This is a genomic window from Thauera sp. WB-2 (genome assembly GCF_027594845.1).
Lineage (GTDB): Bacteria > Pseudomonadota > Gammaproteobacteria > Burkholderiales > Rhodocyclaceae > Thauera > Thauera mechernichensis.
The window spans coordinates 3,716,258-3,735,227 of record NZ_CP088935.1; the positions used below are offsets into that span (position 1 = coordinate 3,716,258).

The window sequence follows — 18,970 nt, forward strand, 5'->3', positions numbered from 1 at the left end:
GTTGCCGCCGCGCCGAGGCGCAGCTGCAGATTCATTCGGCATCCCGCGCCGCAGACTCCGCGCCAGTGACGAAGTCGGGGAGCGGTGCGCGCAAGCCGCCAAGCAGGAAGGACATCAGGCGCGGCAGCATGTGCGCGGGGTCCTCGTCGTCGAAGCGCCCGGCAAACAGCTGCAGGGCGTCGGTCCCGGCAATCGCGTACGAGGTCGCCCCCATCATGAAATGGAAGCGCCACAGGATCTCCTCGCGCGGCACGCCGGGCAGCGAGTCGTACAGCGCCTGCAGGAATCGCTGCAGGGTCTGCGCATACTCCTCGGCCAGGAACTTGCGCACGAAAGCGTTCGGCTCGGTATAGGTCCGACCGAGCAATTGCATGAAGGTGCGGCCGCCATGCACGGTATCGGTCGCCATCTCCAGCGAAGGGGTGAAGAAGGCCTCCAGCACCTGGCTCGGCTTGATCTGTGTCCCGTTCGCTCGCGCGCGCTGCTCGGCACGATCGAGGGCAGCGAGGCGGGACTGGTTGAGCTCGCCGAGGCGGCGCCTGAAAACCTCGTGGATCAGGCTGTCCTTGGAGCCGAAGTGGTAGTTGACCGCGGCCAGGTTGACCCCCGCCTCAGCGGTGATCATGCGCATCGAGGTGGCATCCAGACCATGCTCGACAAACAGCGCCTCGGCCGCATCAAGGATGCGACCGCGTGTCTCGGGGCCCGACCGCGCTGAAGGACTGCTCATCATCATTCTCCTGAACGAGCACTGGATGGATCGAAGCTTACTCATTCAAACGTTCGTTTGAATTCTACGGCGATTACCGCCCGTGTCAAGAATATTGATGGGTCGATTCAGGAAATCTTCTTTTCCTGCGCGGGCCCTGCCTTGAGCAGCAGGGCCGCAAGCGCCGGCAGCAGGAGCAGCGCACCGAGCATGTTCACGATGAACATGAACGCCATCAGCAACCCCATGTCGGCCTGGAACTTGAGCGCGGAGAAGACCCAGGTGCCCACGCCTACGCTCATCGTGGTGGCAGTGAACATCACCGCGGTGCCACGTTGGCAGAGTGCCTGATAGAAGGCGTCCGGCAACGCATCGCCTTTGCGGAAGCGGTCGGACATGCGTTCGTAGAAGTAGATCCCGTAGTCGACGCCAATACCGACCGCAATCGCGACGACAGGCAAGGTGGACACCTTCAGGCCGATGCCCAGCAGCGCCATCAGCGCATTGCAGAACACCGCGGCGATCATCAGCGGCAGGATGATGCAGAGTGTTGCGCGCCAGGAGCGGAACTCGAGGAAGAACAGTACGCTGATCACCCCGAACACCAGCACCAGGATGGTTACCGAGGCGGCATCGACGGCCTCGTTGGTCGCCGCCATCACGCCGACGTTGCCGGAGGCGAGCAGAAAGTCGAGATGCTCGCCCCGGTTGGCGTCGCGGAAGGCCTTGACCTCGCGGATGACGTGCGAAATCGTCGCCCCCTCGTGATCGCGGGTAAAGATGAGCACCTGCATCGCGCTGCAATCGGTGTTGAGCAGGCCGGTGCTGGTATCAACCGGGGTGACCGACTGCGCCAGTACCGTGGGGTTTCGCGACAGCACTCGCCAGGCCGGGTTACCCTCGTTCCAGCCGGCATTGACCGTCTTCGCCACGCCGGGCAGGCCAACCACGCTCTGCACCCCATGCACACCGCGCATGGTGGTCTCGAAGCGGTCGATCGTGTCCATGATGTCGAAGTTGGTGCAGGCACCATCGACGCCCCTGGACTGCACGATGACCGACAGCACATCGACGCCGATCGAGAACGACTCGACGATCGCGGCTGCATCCTGGTTGTAGCGCGCATCCTCGTGCAGCTCAGGAATGCCGTGGCCAAGATCGCCGGTGCGCAGATCACGCGACAACCACGTCGCGATGCCCAGCAGCAGCGCAGTGACCATCAGCACCACCGTCGCGCGCCGGGGTTCGGCCAGCGTGCGCAGGCGCGTCCACAGCCAGTGGTCCTTCGACTCTGCGCCCATTGTGCGTCGCATCTCCGCCGCGTCGAGCCGCGTCCACGACAGCAGCAGCGGCAACAGCAACATGTTGGTGAGCAGGATCAGGGCGACACCGAGGCCGGCGGTGAGCGCAAGCTCGCGCACCATGTCGATCTCGATGCGCATGATCACCAGAAAACCGACCACCGTCGTGGTAAGCGCCATCGACCCGGGCAGGAACAGGCGCCTGAAAGCGTTCTGCGCTCCCGTCAGCGGTCCCGCCCCCTCCATGATCTCCAGGCGCCAGGCGTGAGTCATCTGCACCGCGTGACTGACGCCGATGGCAAAGATCAGGAAGGGCACCAGGATCGACATCGGATCGATGCCGAAGCCGATGAGCGGCAGCAGACCCATCAGCCACACCACCGGCACCATCGCGCACAACAGCGTGAGCGCGGCCAGCTTTGCCGACCCGGAGTAGAAATACAGCAGCACCGCGGTGATCAGGAACGCCACCACGAAGAACATCAGCACGCCGCGCGCACCGTCGGTAATGTCACCCACGGCCTTCGCGAAGCCGATGATGTGCACGTCCAGGCCATCGTCGGCATGACGCGTGCGCAGATCTTCAAGCTGCTTCGCCACCGCCAGGTAGTCCAGGCGGGCACCGGTGTTGGGGTCGATCTCGAGCAGCTCTGCACTGATCATCGCCGCGCGATGGTCGTTCGACACCAGTCGCCCCACACGCCCCGACTTGAGCACATTCTCGCGCACGGTCTCGAGGTCTTCCGGCGTGCCCTCGAAGTCGGCCGGGATGACGTTGCCGCCGGCGAAGCCGGCCTCCACCACCTCGATGAAGCGCACGTTGGGGGTGAACAGCGAGGTCACCGTGGCGCGATCCACCCCCGGAATGAAGAAGACCTCGTCCGTGGCGGCCTTCAGCTTGCTCATGAAGGCCTCGTTGTAGATGTCGCCCTCATGCTGGCGCAGGGCGACGAGCACGCGATTGGCACCACCGAAGGTGTTGCGGTAGGCCATGAAGGTCTGCATGTACTCGTGTTCGAGCGGGATCATCTTCTCGAAGCCCGCATCGACCTGCAGGCGCGAGGCCGAGGCGCCGAGCAGCAGCGTGATCACCACGAACAGCCCGAGGAAGACGCGCCGGCGGCGGAACAGCAGCAGGCCGAGAAACTCCACAAAGGCCTTCAACATCAGGAACGTCCTCCCGCAGCGGGCACCAGCGACAGGCGCTCCACCCCCTCCTCACCCACCAGCAGCAGCGCATCCGGCTGTTCGCCCTGGGCAACCGCCGCGCGCGTGCGGCGGTCATCGTTGTCGACTCGCACGAAACTGTGCGCACCATCCTCGCTGATCAGCACGACACCCGCCTGGCCCGCCAGTACCACACGCCCATCAGCGAGCACACGGCCACCGAAGAGCGAACTGGGAACACCCGGACCGACCTCCTGCCAGCTGTCGCCGCCATCATCCGAGCGGAACACATGGCCACGCATGCCGAACACCAGCGCCCCGCCGTCGGCCAAGGCCAGCGCACCAAAGAACGAACCTGCGTAAGGCGACTCGAGCGCTTCCCAGGAGTCGCCGTCGTCCCGCGAGCGCAGCAGCAGGCCGGCTTCGCCGGCGATCAGCAGGTCCCCGCCAGCCAGGCGGACCACCGCGTTCAGGTGAAGTCCGTCCTCATTGGCCTCGACCTCCTGACGCGCCCAGCTTGCTCCGCCGTCGGCCGTACGCTCCAGGCGCCCATAGGCGCCAACCGCAATCCCTTGGCCATCGGCATCGAACCAGGCGCCCAGCAGCGGCTCCTCGGCTTCGGGGTCGGACTGCACCTTTACCCAATGCTCGCCGCCATCCTCGCTGCGCACGATCACCGCGTCGTGACCCACAGCGACAACGCGCTGCGCATCCACAAAGCGCACCGCGACCAGCGTGGCACCCGCCGGCGATGCCACTGCGCGCCACGCACCGCCATGGTCATCGGACACGAAGATGTGGCCGCGCTCGCCGACCGCGATCAGGCGACCGTCATCGCGCACGGCAAGGTCGAGCATCTGCAGGTGGTCGATACGCGTCTGCGTCGCCGGCATCGGCGGATCGCTGCGTTCGGAGAACGCAAACGCCACCGCTGCCAGTACGACGACGACGAAGAGGTTGCCGATCGCGCGTTTCATGGAACCCTGGGGAAAGGAGGAAAATGCGGGTAGTGGCTCGGCCTCGCGCCCCGGAGGCGCAAGGCCGAGCCCTCATCTACAGGATCAGCGCGTACCGACGCCGCGCAGGCCCGAAGGCGTGAAGTCGGCCGGACGGGCGTCGATCACGCTATACACGCGCGGCTCGTCATTGCGCAGGCCCATGGCGATGTAGCGGCCGGACTGCAGGTCGTGGTGCACCTCGAGGCTGGGGTACAGCATCGGAATGTCGAACCAGTTGATGGTATGCAGCTCGGAGACGCGCCACAGCTGGTCGCGGGCGTCGTACTTGTCGATGGCGAGAATCGACCACGAGTCCTCGTCGAGATAGAAGGTGCGGCGCTTGTAGCTGTGGCTGGTGCCGTCCTTCAGCGTGGCATCCACCACCCACACGCGGTGCAGCTCGTAACGCGCCAGCTCCGGGTTGAGGTGCCCGGCCTGCAGCACATCGGCCATCTTCACCGTGTTGCCGACCAGCTTGTAGGCGTTGTAGGGGACGTAGATCTCCTTCTTGCCCACCAGCTTCCAGTCGTAACGGTCGATGGCGCCGTTGTACATGTCGAAGTCGTCGTTGGTACGCAGGCCATCGGCCGCCGTGCCCGGGTTGTCGTAGGCCACGTTCGGTGCCAGGCGCACACGGCGCTGGCCCGGGTTGTAGGTCCACGCCTGGCGGCGGTCGAGGAACTCATGCACGAGCAGGATCTGCCCCGCCAGGCGAGCGGGTGCGGTCACCGTCTGCAGGAAGTTGAACAGCTTGCCCTGCTCGATCTGCTCCGGCGACTTGCTCAGGCTGCCATAGTGGAAGTCGTACTGGTACTCGAAGCGCACCGGCGTGTAGGTGCCCTGTCGCGTCACCGCGGCCTGGCTCCAGTTCATCGCGTAGGACTCGCCGCGGTAGCGTGCAAGGTGGTTCCAGATCGCCTCGGCGCCATCCTGCGGAATCGGGAAAGGGATGCCGCCGGTCGTGCCTTCGATCGTGCGCCCACCATCGACCAGCTTGGCGCGACTGGCATTGGCGATGGTCTGGTCGTAGTGCCCCTGCGGGAAGGCCGCGCTGCGCCGCGTGGGGTAGACGTTCATCTTCCACGTCGAGTAGGTCTTGAGCATCGCCACCTGACCCGGGGTGAGCTTGTCGGCGTGCTGATCGACGTTGGCCGCATCGATGGTGAATAGCGGCTTGTCAGCGGCGAAGGGGTCTGCATAGTGTCCGCCCGCCTGATGCCCGGCCGGCGCCGAGGCGAGGCCGCCGTCCCAGGCGGGGATGGTGCCCGCCGCGTTGCCCGCCCGCTCCGCGCCCATCGGCGTCAGGTCCTTACCCAGTCGTGAAGCGTCGGCCAATGCCGGCGCGGACAGCGCCACCGCGAGCGCCACGCCGAGAATCGTGAAAGTCTTGCACATGTCGTTTGTCTCCAGATCCGGTATGGTGCTCAGAACGAATAGCTGACGCTGATCGACAGGAAGTCGCGGTCGTAGAGGGGATTGGTGTGGCTGGCGTAGGCCGCACTTTGGCCAGGAGGAAGCGACTGGCCGACACTCGCCGGATTGTCCACACCCGAGATCTTCTTGCCACCAAAGAATGCGCTGTAGGCAATATCCGCCTGCCAGTTCTGTCGGTAGTTCATCCCGAGCCCAAGCGTGATGGCTTTTGCCCCTTCGTTGAAAGTTGGGCTGCGCCCACTAACGTCGTGAGAGAAGGCAATTCGCGGTGAAAGAGTCGCCCCTCCAATAGCATTGGCATAATCAAGGCGAGCCAACAAACGGTAGCCCCACGAGTTCTCGGTCATGAAACAATCAGAGTTCGTTGACCCAAAGAAGCTTACGTACGAGGTGATGTGCGCGCCAGGCTGGGGCAAATGACAACCCGGCGCGGCGAACTTGAGGTTAGATGGAAGCTGCAGTCGCGTGTACCCGACCTCACCGAGGATCAAAGCCTGCTCCGCGCCCAGTATCCGCGGCATTGCCTTTGTGCCAGTCACTTGCACTTGATGCATTTTCACCCGCCTGTACCCCGAGATCTCTGTGCCATAGGGCACAGCATTAGCAACAAGGGGATTGAGAGATGTCAAAGGACTCGACAACCCAAGGGCACCATGCAACAACTCTGGTGAGGGCAGTTGAAGCGGCTGATTCTTGCGATAGGAATATTCACCCTGGAGTGCAATACCTGCGGGCCCCTCAGTATTGAAGCTCACGCCAAAAAGCTTGATGTCTTTTGGATACTCGACGAAGTACGAACCTGCCTTCCTATCGTTGAGAGGAAAATTGCACGCGGCGCTGAGACTCCCCGCATTGCCCCCGCCCAGCAAGAATGTGGAGATATCAAAGACGGAGCAGCCCGGGAAGGCGGTCCCATTAGTCGTGATTGCTCCGCGATAACCGGATACGTAAGGCGTCCGGCTGTGATAATTCACATGATAGAAACCGAGCTCCGTGTGATTCAGCTCGGGGAGAAACGCCCTGAGTGCAATCCCGTACTCCCCTCCGTTGCCCGGCGTGCGATCACTTGACCGTGGTGCCATCAACTGAGCTGTCGGAGAGAGCGGAAAGATGCCCGCCTGACCATTTCCGTCATCACGACGCCCTGCGCCCGTGTAGGCAAACTTCCCTCCCGCGGACACAAAATCATTCGTACTGAAGAAGGTCCCCGCGGGCTCGATCTTGGTCTTCTCCCACTCCGCCATCCACACCACCTCGGCGGTGACGTTGTCGGTCAGCTCCTGCGATGCCCAAAGCATGCCGATCGGCGTCAGGCCTTCCTTGAGCTCGGAGCCCGGCACGCGCAGGCGGCTGACATTGACCGGGTTCAGGATGTTGATGCCGTTCTGGATGAAGGTACTTTCACCCCAGCTCACCACCTGGCGACCGGCGCGTACATTGAGCGCACGACCACCGACGTCGAAACGGCCCCGCACATAGGCGTCGAGCAGTTCCGCATCGCGGCCGAGCTCGCTGCGCGCGGCGTTGGTCATGCCGCCCTTGTGCATGAAGGCATGGTCGTAAAAGTAAGTGCCGCGGAAGAAGGCGCCGAAATTCCGGTAGTTCAACTCGAGGTCGTGCGTGGCCTTGAACGCCAGCGAGACCATGTCGCCCTTGTCATACTTGAGGTTGCCGTCGTCAGAGTTGGGGTCACGCGAAGTGCCACCGTTGGCGATACTGATCAGCGAGGCTTCGCGGTTCTGCATCCGCCACAGCCCACCCACCGACAGGGTGGTATCGAAGCTGCCTGTCACCTCGCCGCTGGCGCTGGTGAATTCGAAGGCGTGCACGCTGGCAGGCGCAGCGAAGGCGAGCACGACGGCTGAGGCCAGGGTGCTCAGTGCCAGTGCGGGGCGATGCGATGCTGCTCGATGCTTGATCCGACTCATTTGACTCCTCCTCGGTGGCAACCCCGCACTCTGTAGCGGGCGGGTGTATCTGGGTGCTGCAATCAAATGCATCCGCAGACGGCATCCGGCCGTTTGCGGCGCCCAAGGGCAGAGCATGCGCAGAGGCAACCGCGCTGTCTCCTCGGGATAAACACTTATCTCTTTGGGGAAAGACCGCATCAACCGATTGATACCTGCTGATGGGCGCATCCATTTTTCTAATTCAAACGTTTGTTTGAATACTACAAACTCCTGCGCTCAAGTCAAGCGGGGAGAAGGAAATTTTCCACATGGCACGATCTGCTCAGGCGCTCAAACCGCTGCGGATTTGACGCCGGCCGGCCCTGCCAACAGAATCCGCTGCCGGCATCCGCCCTTGCCCTGCGCCCAAGCCGAACTGGACCCCCTGATGAGACGCGCCCCCTCCGCCGCCCTGCCCGGCCCCGAACCCACCGAACGCCGCGACTGGCAGACTCTCAAGAGCCTGATCCCCTTCATCTGGGCCTACAAGGGCCGGGTGCTGTTCGCGCTCGCCTGCCTGGTCGCCGCCAAGGGCGCCAACGTGTCGGTGCCGCTGGTCTTCAAGCACCTGATCGACGGCCTCACGATCACGCCCGAGCAGGCCTTCATCGTCGTGCCGGCCACGCTCCTGCTGGCCTACGGCGTGCTGCGCTTCTCGACCTCGCTGCTCACCGAGTTGCGCGAGGTGGTGTTCGCGCGCGTGACCCAGCAGGCGGTGCGCGAGATTTCGCTGCGCGTATTCCGCCATCTGCACGCGCTGTCGCTGCGCTTTCATCTGGAACGCCAGACGGGCGGGCTGACGCGGGACATCGAGCGCGGCACACGCTCGATCGGCTCACTGATCAGCTACACGCTGTACTCCATCCTGCCCACGCTGATCGAGATCGGCATGGTGATCGGCATCCTGCTGGTGAGCTACGACGCCGTGTTCGCGCTCATCACGCTCAGTGCGCTGACGATCTACATCACCTTTACCGTGAAGGTGACCAACTGGCGCACCGCGCTGCGACGCCAGGCCAACGAGCTCGACTCCGCCGCCAACGCGCGCGCGATCGACAGCCTGATCAACTACGAGACAGTGAAGTACTTCAACAACGAGGAATTCGAGGCCAGACGCTACGACGAGCAGCTGCAGAAATGGACCAAGGCCCAGGTCACCAACCAGTATTCGCTGTCGGCGCTCAACGTCGGCCAGGCGGCGATCATCGCGGTCGCGGTGACGGCGATGATGTGGCAGGCGGCGATCCGGGTGGCCAGCGGCGAGATGACGATCGGCGACATCGTGCTGGTGAATGCCTTCATGATCCAGCTCTACATCCCGCTCAACTTCCTCGGCGTGCTCTACCGCGAGATCCGCCAGGCGCTCACCGATATCGAGCGCATGTTCGGCCTCATGCACACCCAGCGCGAGATTGCGGACGCGCCCGACGCGCGCACACTGCCAGCGGGCCCGGCGAGCGTGCGCTTCGAGAACGTGAGCTTCGCCTACGACGCCAAGCGGCCGATCCTGTTCGACGTCGATTTCGGCATTCCGGCCGGGCACACGGTGGCGGTGGTGGGGCACTCGGGCTCGGGCAAGTCCACCCTCGCCCGCCTGCTCTACCGCTTCTACGACGTGCAGGGCGGCGCCATCCGCATCAACGGCCACGACCTGCGCAACCTCAGCCAGGACAGCCTGCGCGCCGCGATCGGCATCGTCCCGCAGGACACGGTGCTGTTCAACGACACCCTGTACTACAACATCCAGTACGGCCGTCCCGGCGCCAGTCGCGAAGAGGTCGAGGCCGCCGCACGTGCGGCACAGCTGGAAGACTTCATCCACCAGCTGCCCGACGGCTACGAGACGCGGGTCGGCGAGCGCGGCCTGAAACTGTCCGGCGGCGAAAAGCAGCGCGTGGCGATCGCGCGCGCGCTATTGAAGAACCCCGCCATCCTGATCTTCGACGAGGCCACCTCCGCGCTCGACTCGCGGACCGAAAAGGCGATCCAGGCGCAGATCGAGCTCGCCGCGCAGGGCCGCACCGCGCTGGTGATCGCCCACCGCCTGTCGACGATCATGGACGCCGACGAAATCATCGTGCTCGACAAGGGCCGCATCGTCGAGCGTGGTCGCCATACGCCGCTGCTCGCCAAGGGCGGCGCCTATGCGCAGATGTGGCTGCTGCAGCAGCAGGAGGACGCCGCACAGGATTGAGCGCGGCGCACCGCCAAACAAAAGAGGCGCCCGCGGGCGCCTCTTTTGTTTGATGCTTGCAGACCGATCAGGCCGACTTCCAGCGCCGGCGCGTCGCGACCAAGCCGAGCAGACCCAAGCCGGCGAGGGCCAGCGAGCCGGGTTCGGGGACGCCCGGCGGCGGAGGCGGGGGCGGGATCTTGGTGACACCTGCAACTGATGCGATCTTGATGTAGTCGTGCCTGCCGTCACCGTTGGTGACGCCCGAAGCCGAGATCGCACCGGCACCGATGAGCCAGAAGCTCGAATACACCGAGGCGCCGGTGTTGTAAGTCCCGGTGGACGCGCCGTTGGCATAGTTGCCGACCAGCGACCAGCCGCTACTCAAGAGATTCGCGTACGTGTTGTTGGCGAGACTACCGGAGAAAGGCGTGGCGCCAGTGTAGGCGAGCAGGAAGAAATCGGAGTCGGTCTGGACCCAGCCAATGCTCACCTTGTCGAGTTTGACCTCCTGCGGCCCGAAATTGAGCAGCAGGGACTCGAAGCGGCCGTTCGTATCCATCGCATGCTCAGGCGCTGAGAGCGTTTCGTCGGCGTTGCCGCTGCTACCACCGGCTTTGCCGTCTGCACCGAGATGCTGCACGCCGACACCGCCGTCCCACTTGGTAACCGCACCGGAGCCGAGCTTTCCATCGTTCAAGTTGTACCACGCGCTCATTGCGGGCACGGTGGTCGACGTATTGAGATTCCACGTCGTCGAGGCGCTTGCCGCGCCCGAACCCAAGGCCAGGCCTGCAGTCACCAACGCACATGCGAGCTGTTTGTGATTCATCTTTTTTACCTTCTCACGTAGTTCTTTTCTACTGCTTTCACGACACTGAAGCACACTTCATGCCATAAAAAACAATCTCTTTAAAAACAATAACATGCTCAAAAACATTTGGCCTTGCCGCGAGCAAGTGTAAAAACTTCCGACTATTTTGCGCCCAGTTCGGCAAGCAGTGCCCGCGCCTCGCCGCGCCAGGAAAACTCACCCGGCATGGCAAGCGCAGCCTTCAGCTCATCCGCAGCCTCTCCCCGACGCCCCATCTTCGCCAGCACGTAGGCCAGGTGCCAGCGAATCTCGGCATTGTTCGGCGCGCGCAGGCGGGCATCGCGCAGGTAGCGCATCGATTCCTCGTAGCGCTGCAGCGAGGCCAGGACCCACCCCATGGTGTCCATCACCGCGGCGTCGCCCGGCGCGAGGCGCAGCGCCTCGCTGGCATGGGCGAGCGGATCGCCTTCGCCCAGCTCCAGCAGCACGATGGCGAGGTTGTTGCGCACGGCAGCGCTGGTACGGCCCACCGCAACCAAGGCTTCATAGGTTTCGCGGGCCTCGCGCAGCTGGCCGCTGCGCATCAGCAGCTCGGCCAGCAGCTCGCGCGCGGCGATATCGCCCGGCGCCTGCTGCACGCGCGCGCGCACCGGGGCAAGCGCCTGCGCCGGCTCACCCTGACGGACATGGACGTCCGCAAGCCGGTACAGCAATGCCGTGGATGGAGCACGCGCCATCGCCTCACGGAACAGGCGCGCCGCCTCTGCATGCTCGCCCCGCTCGCGGGCGAGATCACCAGCCAGGCGATAGCGCTCGAAATGGTTCGGGTGCGCTGCAAGCACGCGCTCAAGGTAGCCCGCTGCAAGCACGATGTTGCGCTCGGCGACCGCCGCCTCTACGGCAAGCACGAGCGCGTCGAGATCATCTGGCCGGCCTTGCAGCGCCTTGTCGGCCGAGTAGCGCGCGGCAACAGGATCGGCCGCAGCCAGTTGCATGTACCCGATGCGTACCAGGTGTGCGGTATCGAAGCCGGCAGCGCGCACCATCTCGCGCAGCACCTGCTGAGCGGCGCGGTTGTCCCCGGCGTCGATCTCGGTCTGCGCGAGCGCCGCTAGCGCGACCAGGTCGCCCGCACGCCGCGCGGCCAGTGCTCGCGCCACCTCACGCGCGCCGTCGCGGTTACCGGCCGCCGAGCGCAGTTCGATCAGGGTGAGGCCGTACTGAAGGTTGTCGCTTGCCTCGGCAAACGCCTTCTCCGCCCAGCGCTCGGCCTCTGCCAGCCGCCCCGCCCTGCGCTCGAGCAGCACATACTCGTACATCAGCCCGGCGTCTTGGCGATGCTTGCGCAACAAGGGGTCGAGCGCGCGCCGCGCCTGATCGAATGCGCCCGCACGCACATCCAGCCGCAAGAGGCCAACCTGCGCAGGCAGGAAATCGCCTTGCGACAACAAGGCAGACTCGAAGGACTTGCGCGCCGCAACCACATCACCGCTGGCCGCCTGCATCTGCCCGAGCAGGTGCAGCGCCTCCGCCCCCTGCGCACCTGCGGCGACATGGCGACCAGCGACATCAAGCGCCCCCGCCACATCGCCGCTGCGCAGGCGCAGCGTGGCCAGCCCGGAAGCGAGGCCGAAGTCAGCAGGCAGCTTGTCGAAAGCCTGTGTGAGGGCTTCCAGCGCCGCCGCACGCTCGCCGGTGCGCAACAGCCCTTGACTGAGCGAAGCCAGCGCCCCTGCACCCTGCTCGCCACCGGCGACAGCGCGCTCGAGCGCCTCCACCGCGCGCGCATTGCGCCCGAGTGCGAGATGGATACGTCCGATCAGGAACAAGGCTTGCGCATCGGCCGGACTGTCGCGCAGCACACTCTCGAGCAAGAGCTGGGCGCGCGCGTAGTCCTCGCCATCCATATGCACGGCAGCAAGCAGCTTGCGGGCGCCAGCGTTGCGCGGATAGCGCGCGACCAGCACTTCGAGGTACTTGCGCGCCTTCTCGAGCTGGCCGCTCGAGTAGTGCGCGAGGCCACCGGCCATCAGCAACTGCTCCTGGCTCGCCAGCCACTCGGCGGGCAAGGTATCGACGACACGCGCGACCTCTGTCAGCAGTGCGGCCTCGGCCTGACGATCGCCCCGTCGTCCCGCGAGCAGCGCACGCAGGAAGTTCGAGCGCGGCTCGGTGGGCACATCGACCGCCAGGCGCGCGAGATCTTCGGCCGCCGCCGCTTCATTGCCGAGGTCGATCTGGATGCCGGCACGTGCGATGCGTGCATCCACATGTTTCGGATCGAGTTCGAGCGCACTGCTGTAGTCGGCCAGCGCCTCAGCCAGGGCGCCGGTCGCGTGCGCCACCGACGCACGCATGTTGAAGGCCGCCGCGCTGCCCGGCGCAAGCGCGACCGCCGCATTGGCGAGCTCGCGCGCCTGATCGACGCGGCCAGCCGCGATCAGGACCGGCACTTCGGCGATGAGCGGCGCCGGCGACGCAGGATCGAGCGTACGCGCCTCGGCAAAGCTGCGCTGGGCCTCTGCGAACGAGCCTGTTGCCGCCAGCGCCCTGCCGCGCATGCTCAGCACCCGCACCTGGGCCTCACCGATCACGCGGTCCGCACGCACACGCTCGAGCAACTCGGCGTGGCGCCCTTGCAGCAGATAGATCTCGCCCAGCGGAACCGTGACCTCGGCCGGATCGACCCCCAGACGCAGCGCTTCGTTGAAGGCGACCTCGGCCGGCCCGAGTTCGCCCTGGATCAGGTAGGCGCGGCCGAGCAGCAACTGCGCCGCAAGCATGTTGCGGTCCTGCTGCAACGCATTCTTGAGCTGGATCACCGCACCGGCAACATCATCCTTCTCGAAGCGCTTGAGACCATCCTCGTAATAGCGACTGGCCGCCGCCGGGTCTGCATGGGCCGGCGTCAGCGGCAGGGCGAGGGCAAGGGCGATGGCAAGACAGCGGGCGAGCGGGCGGAGAGCGGGTGTCATCTGGGACCGGGACGGATAAGTGAATCGTAACTGGCACGAGTATACGAGCGCATTGCCGGGGCAAGCGTGCACTGCGTCATCCTCAGGGGCAGGTTGCCAGGCCACATCCGAGCGACCACCGTGCGCAAACCTGCAGATGTCTGCGATCCCGTAGAATCGCGCCTGTTCCCCACTCGCGCCGAGACTGCATTGAGCACAGCCCTCAGCCCCCGCAGACCCCGTATCGTCCTGCTCGCCACCGGCGGCACGATCGCCGGCACCGCCAGTTCGGCAACCGACACCCATGGCTACACCGCCGGCCAGCTCGGCGCCGAGGCCCTGGTGGCGGCGGTGCCGCAGCTTGCACGCCTGGCCGAGCTGACCTTCGAGCAGCTGTTCAATATCGACAGCAAGGACATGACGCCGCAGCACTGGCTGGTGCTGTCGCGCCGGGTACAGATGCTCGCTGCGCTCCCGGGGGTGGACGGGATCGTGATCACCCACGGCACCGACACCCTGGAAGAGACCGCCTACTTTCTCCAGATCACGGTGAATGCGGCCAAGCCGGTGGTGATGACCGCCGCGATGCGGCCGGCGACGGCGCTGTCAGCGGACGGGCCGCTCAACCTCTACCAGGCGGTCGAACTGGCCTGTCGCCCGGCCGCGGCACGCGCGGGCGTGCTGGCCGTGCTGGGCGACCGCATCCTGCCCGCGGCCAGTCTCGCCAAGCGCCACCCGACAGCGGTGGATGCCTTCAGCACGCCCGAGTCGCTCAGCGTACTGGCCAGCGACGCAGCGCTGCAGGCGCTCACGCCCAACCGCTACAGCCGCGTCGCCCTGCCCGCCGAGGTCGTCACCCTGCCGCCGGTCGAACTCCTGACCGTAGGTGCAGGGAGCTCGCCAGCGCTGGCCTCCGCCGTCGCGCGCGCGCTGGCGCGCGCCAGCCTGCTCACCGGCGGCGCCGGTCTGGTGCTGGGCCTGCCCGGCAATGCCAGCCTGCCCGAGAGCTGGAGACCGGCGCTCGATGCACTACCCAGCGCAGTGCCCGTGGTGCTGGCCAGCCGCTGTGGTGGCGGCGTCAGCGCGCAGCGCGCCGGCACGCCCGGCAACTGGCTGAACGCAGGCGGACTCGATCCGCTCAAGGCGCGCGTCCGCCTCATCGCGGGGCTGGCGGCAGGACTGCGCGGCGCCCGCCTGCGGCGCTGGTTCGAACGCGGCTGATGCGGCGCCAGCGCCGCAGTTCATAGCCCCGGATCGGTCCCGCCGCCAGCCACGGCGGTCTCGACCATGCGTCGGGTCAGGTGCGGCGCGAAGCCTTCGATGAAGGCATAGACGTACGCTCGCAGCCACGCACGCCTGCGCAGGCCAATGCGGGTGGTGCTCGACTCGAACAGATGCGAGGCGTCCGCCATGCCGAGCTTGCGATCCTCTTCGGGGTCATAGGCCATACGCGCCAGGATGCCGACACCCAGGTCGAGCTCGACATACTTCTTGATCACATCCGAGTCGATCGCCGTGAGCACCACATTGGGCTTCAGCCCACGCCCAAGGAAGGCCTTGTTGATGTGGCTGCGGCCGGTGAAGGCGTCGTCATAGGTGATGATCGGATAGCGCGCGATGGCCTCGAGGGTGAGCGGCGACTCGCGCAGGATCGGGTGGCGCGGCGTCGCCACCACGCAGCGGTTCCACTGGTAGCAGGGCAGCATGACGAGGTCGTCGTAGTCGGCGATGGCCTCAGTGGCGATGGCGATGTCGGCCGTACCGTCGAGCACCATCTCGCACACCTGGCGCGGATTGCCCTGGTGCAGCGACAGCCTGACCTGCGGATAGCGCTGCATGAAGTCGCGCACCACCCGGGGCAGCACGTAGCGCGCCTGCGTGTGGGTGGTGGCGATCGACAGGCTACCGCTGGCCTCGTTGGCAAACTCCTCGCCCACCTGCTGAAGGTTGCCGAGGTCGTGCAGCACGCGCTCGGCAATGGCGAGCACCGCCCGCCCCGGCTCGGTGATATCGACCAGGCGCTTGCCGTGGCGCACGAAGATCTCGATACCCAGCTCGGACTCGAGCAGGCGGATCTGCTTGGACACGCCGGGCTGCGAGGTGAACAAGGCGTCGGCCGCATCGGACACGTTGAGCCCGCGCCGGGCAACTTCCTGGATATAGCGCAGCTGCTGGATGTTCATCGCGCACCTATATAACCAAATCTTCTTGAATACTAACTCAAAATGTCTTTTTGAAACTAAACGACAAAGATACGATGCAGCGCACAACGAACACGCCCCTCCGCACCCCCAGATCGAGAGTCCAGCCATGTACCAGTACGACGAATACGACCAGCGCATCGTCGATGAGCGCGTCGCCCAGTTCGCCGACCAGACCCGCCGCTACCTGGCCGGGGAGCTCAGCGAGGACGAGTTCCGCCCCCTGCGCCTGCAGAACGGTCTCTACATCCAGCGCCACGCGCCGATGCTGCGCATCGCCGTCCCCTATGGCAACCTGAACTCGACGCAGCTGCGCACCCTGGGCCATATCGCCCGCACCTACGACCGCGGCTACGGCCACATCACCACGCGCCAGAACATCCAGTTCAACTGGCCGCGCCTGGAAGACGTGCCCGAGATCCTCGACCTGCTGGCAAAAGTGCAGATGCACGCCATCCAGACCTCGGGCAACTGCATCCGCAACGTCACCTCCGACCCCTTCGCCGGTGTCGCCCCCGACGAACACGTCGACCCGCGGCCGTGGTGCGAGATCCTTCGCCAGTGGAGCACCTTCCACCCCGAATTCGCCTTCCTGCCGCGCAAGTTCAAGATCGCGGTCAACGGCGCACGTGAAGACCGCGCCGTGATCCAGGTGCACGACATCGGGCTGGACATCGTACGCAACGCCGCCGGCGAGCTGGGCTTCCGCGTGCTGGTGGGAGGCGGCCTGGGACGCACGCCGATCATCGGCGAGGAAGTCGCCGCCTTCGTGCCCTGGCAGCAGATCCTCAACTACTGCGAGGCCGTCCTGCGCGTCTACAACCTGCACGGCCGGCGCGACAACGCCTACAAGGCACGCATCAAGATCCTGGTGAAGGCGCTCGGCGTGACCGAGTTCGCACGCCAGGTCGAGGAAGAGTTCGCCCACCTCAAGGACGGCCCGTCGACGCTGACCCAGGCCGAGATCGACCGTGTCGCCAGCCGCTTCAACGACCCGGTGCTGAGCGCACTGGAGGCGGACGCCGGCTACCGCGCACAGCTCGTCGCGGACAAGGCCTTCGCCGCCTGGGCGCGGCGCAGCGTGCGCGGACACCGTGTGGCGGGCTACGCCAGCGTGGTGCTGTCGCTCAAGCCCTATGGCGTGGCACCGGGCGACCTCACCGCCGAGCAGTTCGACGCCGTTGCCGATCTCGCCGACCGCTACGCCTTCGGCGAGGTGCGCAGCACCCACGAGCAGAACATCGTGCTCGCCAGCGTGCGCGAGGCCGACCTGCATCAACTGTGGCAGGACGCCCGTGCGATCGGCCTGGCAACGCCCAACATCGGCCTGCTCACCGACATCATCGCCTGCCCGGGGGGTGACTTCTGTGCGCTCGCCAACGCCAAGTCGATCCCGATCGCCAACGCCATCCAGGACCGTTTCGACGACCTCGACCATCTGTTCGACATCGGCGAACTGGAGATCAACATTTCGGGCTGCATGAACGCCTGTGGCCACCATCACGTCGGCCACATCGGCATCCTCGGCGTGGACAAGAACGGCGCCGAGTTCTATCAGGTGACCGTCGGCGGCGAACAGGGCAACCAGGCCGCGCTCGGCAAGGTGATCGGCCCCTCCTTTGCCGCCGCCGAGATGCCCGACGTGATCAGCTCGCTGATCAACAACTACATCGACAACCGCCAGGATGACGAGCGCTTCATCGACACCGTGCGCCGCATCGGGGTGGAATCCTTCAAGATCCGTGTGTATGCCGAACGCAGCGCACGCCAGCAAGCCGGAGAAAGCGCGCATGTCTGAGATCATCAAGAGTGGCCGCGTTCAGGCCGACGAATGGACGGTACTGCGCCTGGCCGAGGGCGATGACCCCGCTGCCGTCGCCCTGCCCGCCGGTCGTGTGATCGTGCCGCTGGCGGTGTGGCTGGCGCGCCGCGACGCACTGCACGCCCAGGCCGAAGCCGGCGTGCTCGGCGTATGGCTGGCCGGCAACGAGGATCCGGCTGTCCTCGCCGGCGACCTGTCCGCACTGGCGCTGATTGCGGTCGACTTCCCCAAGTTTGCCGACGGTCGCGGCTACTCCATCGCCACGCTGCTGCGCACCCGCCATGGCTATGGCGGCGAATTGCGCGCGATCGGCGACGTGCTGCGCGACCAGTTCTTCTTCCTGCTGCGCTGCGGCTTCTCGGTGCTGCAGCCGCGCGAAGGCAAGTACAGCGCCGCCCAGCTCGAGGCAGCGCTCACCAGCCTGCGCGACTTCTCCGAGCCCTACCAGGGCGCGGTCGATCGCCCGGAACCGCTGTTCCGCCGCCAGCCGCGCACCCCTTTGCACAAGGAAGCCGCCTGATGAACGCCAGCGTGTCCCTGTTGCGCCCGGCCGCCGCCAACCCGGCGACCCGCCCCGAGCTCACCGACGCGCTGCGCGCCACCGTAGGCGCCAAGGCCGCAGCAGCACAGGCCTTTCTGCGCGAGGCGGTGGCCGAGTTCGGTGCCGGCGGCGAGCTCGCCTTCGCCAACAGCTTCGGCGCCGAGGACATGGTGCTGACCGACCTGATCCTGGCGAACGCGCTGCCGATCGAGATCTTCTCGCTCGACACCGGCCGCCTGCCCGCCGAGACCTACACCCTGATCGGCGAGGTCGAGCAGCGCTACGGCACCAAGCTCAAGATCTATTTCCCGGACGCGAGCGCAGTCGAGACCTTCGTGCGCAGCCAGGGCATCAACGCCTTCTACGACTCGGTCGAGCTGCGCAAGGCCTGCTGCGGCGTGCGCAAGATGGAGCCGCTGCGCCGCGCGCTCGCCGGCAAGAAGGCCTGGATCACCGGCCTGCGCGCCGCCCAGTCGGTGACCCGCACGGGCCTGCCGGTACGCGAGTTCGACAGCGCCAACGGCCTGGACAAGCTCAACCCGCTGTCGGACTGGAGCGAGACGGAAGTCTGGGCCTACATTCGCCTTCACGAGGTGCCCTACAACGCGCTGCACGACCAGTTCTACCCCAGCATCGGCTGTGCGCCCTGCACGCGCGCCGTCGCCGTGGGCGAGGACGTGCGCGCCGGGCGCTGGTGGTGGGAAGACCCCGCCTCCAAGGAGTGCGGCCTCCACGTCAAGAAAGGCTGAAGCGATGAACGGCAAGCACCCCGCCCAGGCCCCGCACGCGCCGGTCGTCGGCGCCGGTCGCCGCAGCCTGCAACACCGCCTCGGCGCCCTGCGCGCCGGCCTCAAGGCCGCCCTGCGCGCCTTGCGCTCGCACCCGATCAAGCATCCGCAACGGTAAC

At 65.8% G+C, this 18,970-nt stretch carries 14 protein-coding genes; 6 read left to right on the forward strand and 8 right to left on the reverse strand.

Going from position 1 to position 18,970, the window contains the following annotated elements; translation table 11 throughout:
• Nucleotides 1–31 precede the first annotated feature (31 nt).
• The 5 genes from LQF09_RS16955 to LQF09_RS16975 form a co-directional block, all read right to left on the reverse strand.
• Nucleotides 32–730, reverse strand: coding sequence for a TetR/AcrR family transcriptional regulator (locus LQF09_RS16955; RefSeq protein WP_270068524.1), 699 nt, complete (start codon nt 728–730; stop codon nt 32–34).
• A 107-nt stretch (nt 731–837) separates the two neighbouring features.
• The gene (locus LQF09_RS16960; protein ID WP_002925742.1) at nt 838–3,177 is read right to left on the reverse strand and encodes an efflux RND transporter permease subunit; all 2,340 of its coding nucleotides are present in this window, start codon (nt 3,175–3,177) and stop codon (nt 838–840) included.
• Nucleotides 3,177–4,154 carry a WD40/YVTN/BNR-like repeat-containing protein gene (locus LQF09_RS16965; RefSeq protein ID WP_270068525.1) on the reverse strand — a complete coding sequence of 326 codons (978 nt, stop codon included), beginning with the start codon at nt 4,152–4,154 and terminating at the stop codon, nt 3,177–3,179. Before LQF09_RS16965 ends, LQF09_RS16960 begins: the two co-directional genes overlap by 1 nt.
• Before the next feature lie 84 nt (nt 4,155–4,238).
• Complete coding sequence (locus LQF09_RS16970) at nt 4,239–5,570, reverse strand: DUF1329 domain-containing protein (protein WP_270068526.1); 1,332 nt, start codon at nt 5,568–5,570, stop codon at nt 4,239–4,241.
• Between the two features lie 29 nt (nt 5,571–5,599).
• Nucleotides 5,600–7,537: a DUF1302 domain-containing protein gene (locus tag LQF09_RS16975; RefSeq protein WP_270068527.1), complete on the reverse strand. Its 1,938-nt coding sequence runs from the start codon at nt 7,535–7,537 to the stop codon at nt 5,600–5,602.
• Nucleotides 7,538–7,946: 409 nt separating this feature from the next.
• Between LQF09_RS16975 and LQF09_RS16980 the strand changes: the two genes are divergently transcribed.
• Nucleotides 7,947–9,752: an ABCB family ABC transporter ATP-binding protein/permease gene (locus tag LQF09_RS16980; protein WP_270068528.1), complete on the forward strand. Its 1,806-nt coding sequence runs from the start codon at nt 7,947–7,949 to the stop codon at nt 9,750–9,752.
• A 67-nt stretch (nt 9,753–9,819) separates the two neighbouring features.
• Here LQF09_RS16980 and xdp1 read toward each other — a convergent pair whose 3' ends face one another.
• Both xdp1 and prsT read right to left on the reverse strand, forming a co-directional pair.
• Nucleotides 9,820–10,563, reverse strand: a complete 744-nt coding sequence (gene xdp1 / locus LQF09_RS16985; RefSeq protein ID WP_270068529.1) for an exosortase-dependent surface protein XDP1 — start codon at nt 10,561–10,563, stop codon at nt 9,820–9,822.
• Nucleotides 10,564–10,706: 143 nt separating this feature from the next.
• On the reverse strand, nt 10,707–13,520 hold the full coding sequence (gene prsT / locus LQF09_RS16990) for an XrtA/PEP-CTERM system TPR-repeat protein PrsT (protein ID WP_270068530.1): 2,814 nt from the start codon (nt 13,518–13,520) through the stop codon (nt 10,707–10,709).
• Between the two features lie 189 nt (nt 13,521–13,709).
• Between prsT and LQF09_RS16995 the strand changes: the two genes are divergently transcribed.
• Nucleotides 13,710–14,720, forward strand: a complete 1,011-nt coding sequence (locus LQF09_RS16995; protein WP_002925725.1) for an asparaginase — start codon at nt 13,710–13,712, stop codon at nt 14,718–14,720.
• 20 nt (nt 14,721–14,740) lie between these two features.
• On the opposite strand, the gene cysB is transcribed toward LQF09_RS16995, so the two are convergent.
• Entirely contained in the window at nt 14,741–15,682 is a 942-nt protein-coding gene (gene cysB, locus LQF09_RS17000; RefSeq protein ID WP_002940427.1) for an HTH-type transcriptional regulator CysB, read from the reverse strand.
• A 127-nt stretch (nt 15,683–15,809) separates the two neighbouring features.
• On the opposite strand from cysB, the gene LQF09_RS17005 reads away from it, so the two are divergent.
• From LQF09_RS17005 to LQF09_RS17020, 4 genes are read left to right on the forward strand one after another with little or no spacing between them, the layout of a single operon-like run.
• Nucleotides 15,810–17,498 carry a nitrite/sulfite reductase gene (locus LQF09_RS17005; protein WP_270068531.1) on the forward strand — a complete coding sequence of 563 codons (1,689 nt, stop codon included), beginning with the start codon at nt 15,810–15,812 and terminating at the stop codon, nt 17,496–17,498.
• Entirely contained in the window at nt 17,491–18,042 is a 552-nt protein-coding gene (locus tag LQF09_RS17010; protein ID WP_270068532.1) for a DUF934 domain-containing protein, read from the forward strand. Before LQF09_RS17005 ends, LQF09_RS17010 begins: the two co-directional genes overlap by 8 nt.
• A complete protein-coding gene (locus LQF09_RS17015; protein ID WP_002925716.1) occupies nt 18,042–18,812 on the forward strand; it encodes a phosphoadenylyl-sulfate reductase in 771 nt (256 codons plus the stop codon). The genes LQF09_RS17010 and LQF09_RS17015 overlap by 1 nt, the downstream gene beginning before the upstream one ends.
• A gap of 4 nt (nt 18,813–18,816) precedes the next feature.
• Complete coding sequence (locus LQF09_RS17020; protein WP_002925707.1) at nt 18,817–18,969, forward strand: hypothetical protein; 153 nt, start codon at nt 18,817–18,819, stop codon at nt 18,967–18,969.
• Nucleotide 18,970: the final 1 nt, after the last annotated feature.

Excerpts from the sequence above, each read along its gene's own strand:
- LQF09_RS16955 (WP_270068524.1), bottom strand. The coding sequence starts at position 730 with ATGAGCAGTCCTTCAGCGCGGTCGGGCCCCGAGACACGCGGTCGCATC.
- LQF09_RS16960 (WP_002925742.1), bottom strand. The coding sequence starts at position 3,177 with ATGTTGAAGGCCTTTGTGGAGTTTCTCGGCCTGCTGCTGTTCCGCCGC.
- LQF09_RS16965 (WP_270068525.1), bottom strand. The coding sequence starts at position 4,154 with ATGAAACGCGCGATCGGCAACCTCTTCGTCGTCGTCGTACTGGCAGCG.
- LQF09_RS16970 (WP_270068526.1), bottom strand. The coding sequence starts at position 5,570 with ATGTGCAAGACTTTCACGATTCTCGGCGTGGCGCTCGCGGTGGCGCTG.
- LQF09_RS16975 (WP_270068527.1), bottom strand. The coding sequence starts at position 7,537 with ATGAGTCGGATCAAGCATCGAGCAGCATCGCATCGCCCCGCACTGGCA.
- LQF09_RS16980 (WP_270068528.1), top strand. The coding sequence starts at position 7,947 with ATGAGACGCGCCCCCTCCGCCGCCCTGCCCGGCCCCGAACCCACCGAA.
- xdp1 (WP_270068529.1), bottom strand. The coding sequence starts at position 10,563 with ATGAATCACAAACAGCTCGCATGTGCGTTGGTGACTGCAGGCCTGGCC.
- prsT (WP_270068530.1), bottom strand. The coding sequence starts at position 13,520 with ATGACACCCGCTCTCCGCCCGCTCGCCCGCTGTCTTGCCATCGCCCTT.
- cysB (WP_002940427.1), bottom strand. The coding sequence starts at position 15,682 with ATGAACATCCAGCAGCTGCGCTATATCCAGGAAGTTGCCCGGCGCGGG.
- LQF09_RS17005 (WP_270068531.1), top strand. The coding sequence starts at position 15,810 with ATGTACCAGTACGACGAATACGACCAGCGCATCGTCGATGAGCGCGTC.
- LQF09_RS17010 (WP_270068532.1), top strand. The coding sequence starts at position 17,491 with ATGTCTGAGATCATCAAGAGTGGCCGCGTTCAGGCCGACGAATGGACG.
- LQF09_RS17015 (WP_002925716.1), top strand. The coding sequence starts at position 18,042 with ATGAACGCCAGCGTGTCCCTGTTGCGCCCGGCCGCCGCCAACCCGGCG.
- LQF09_RS17020 (WP_002925707.1), top strand. The coding sequence starts at position 18,817 with ATGAACGGCAAGCACCCCGCCCAGGCCCCGCACGCGCCGGTCGTCGGC.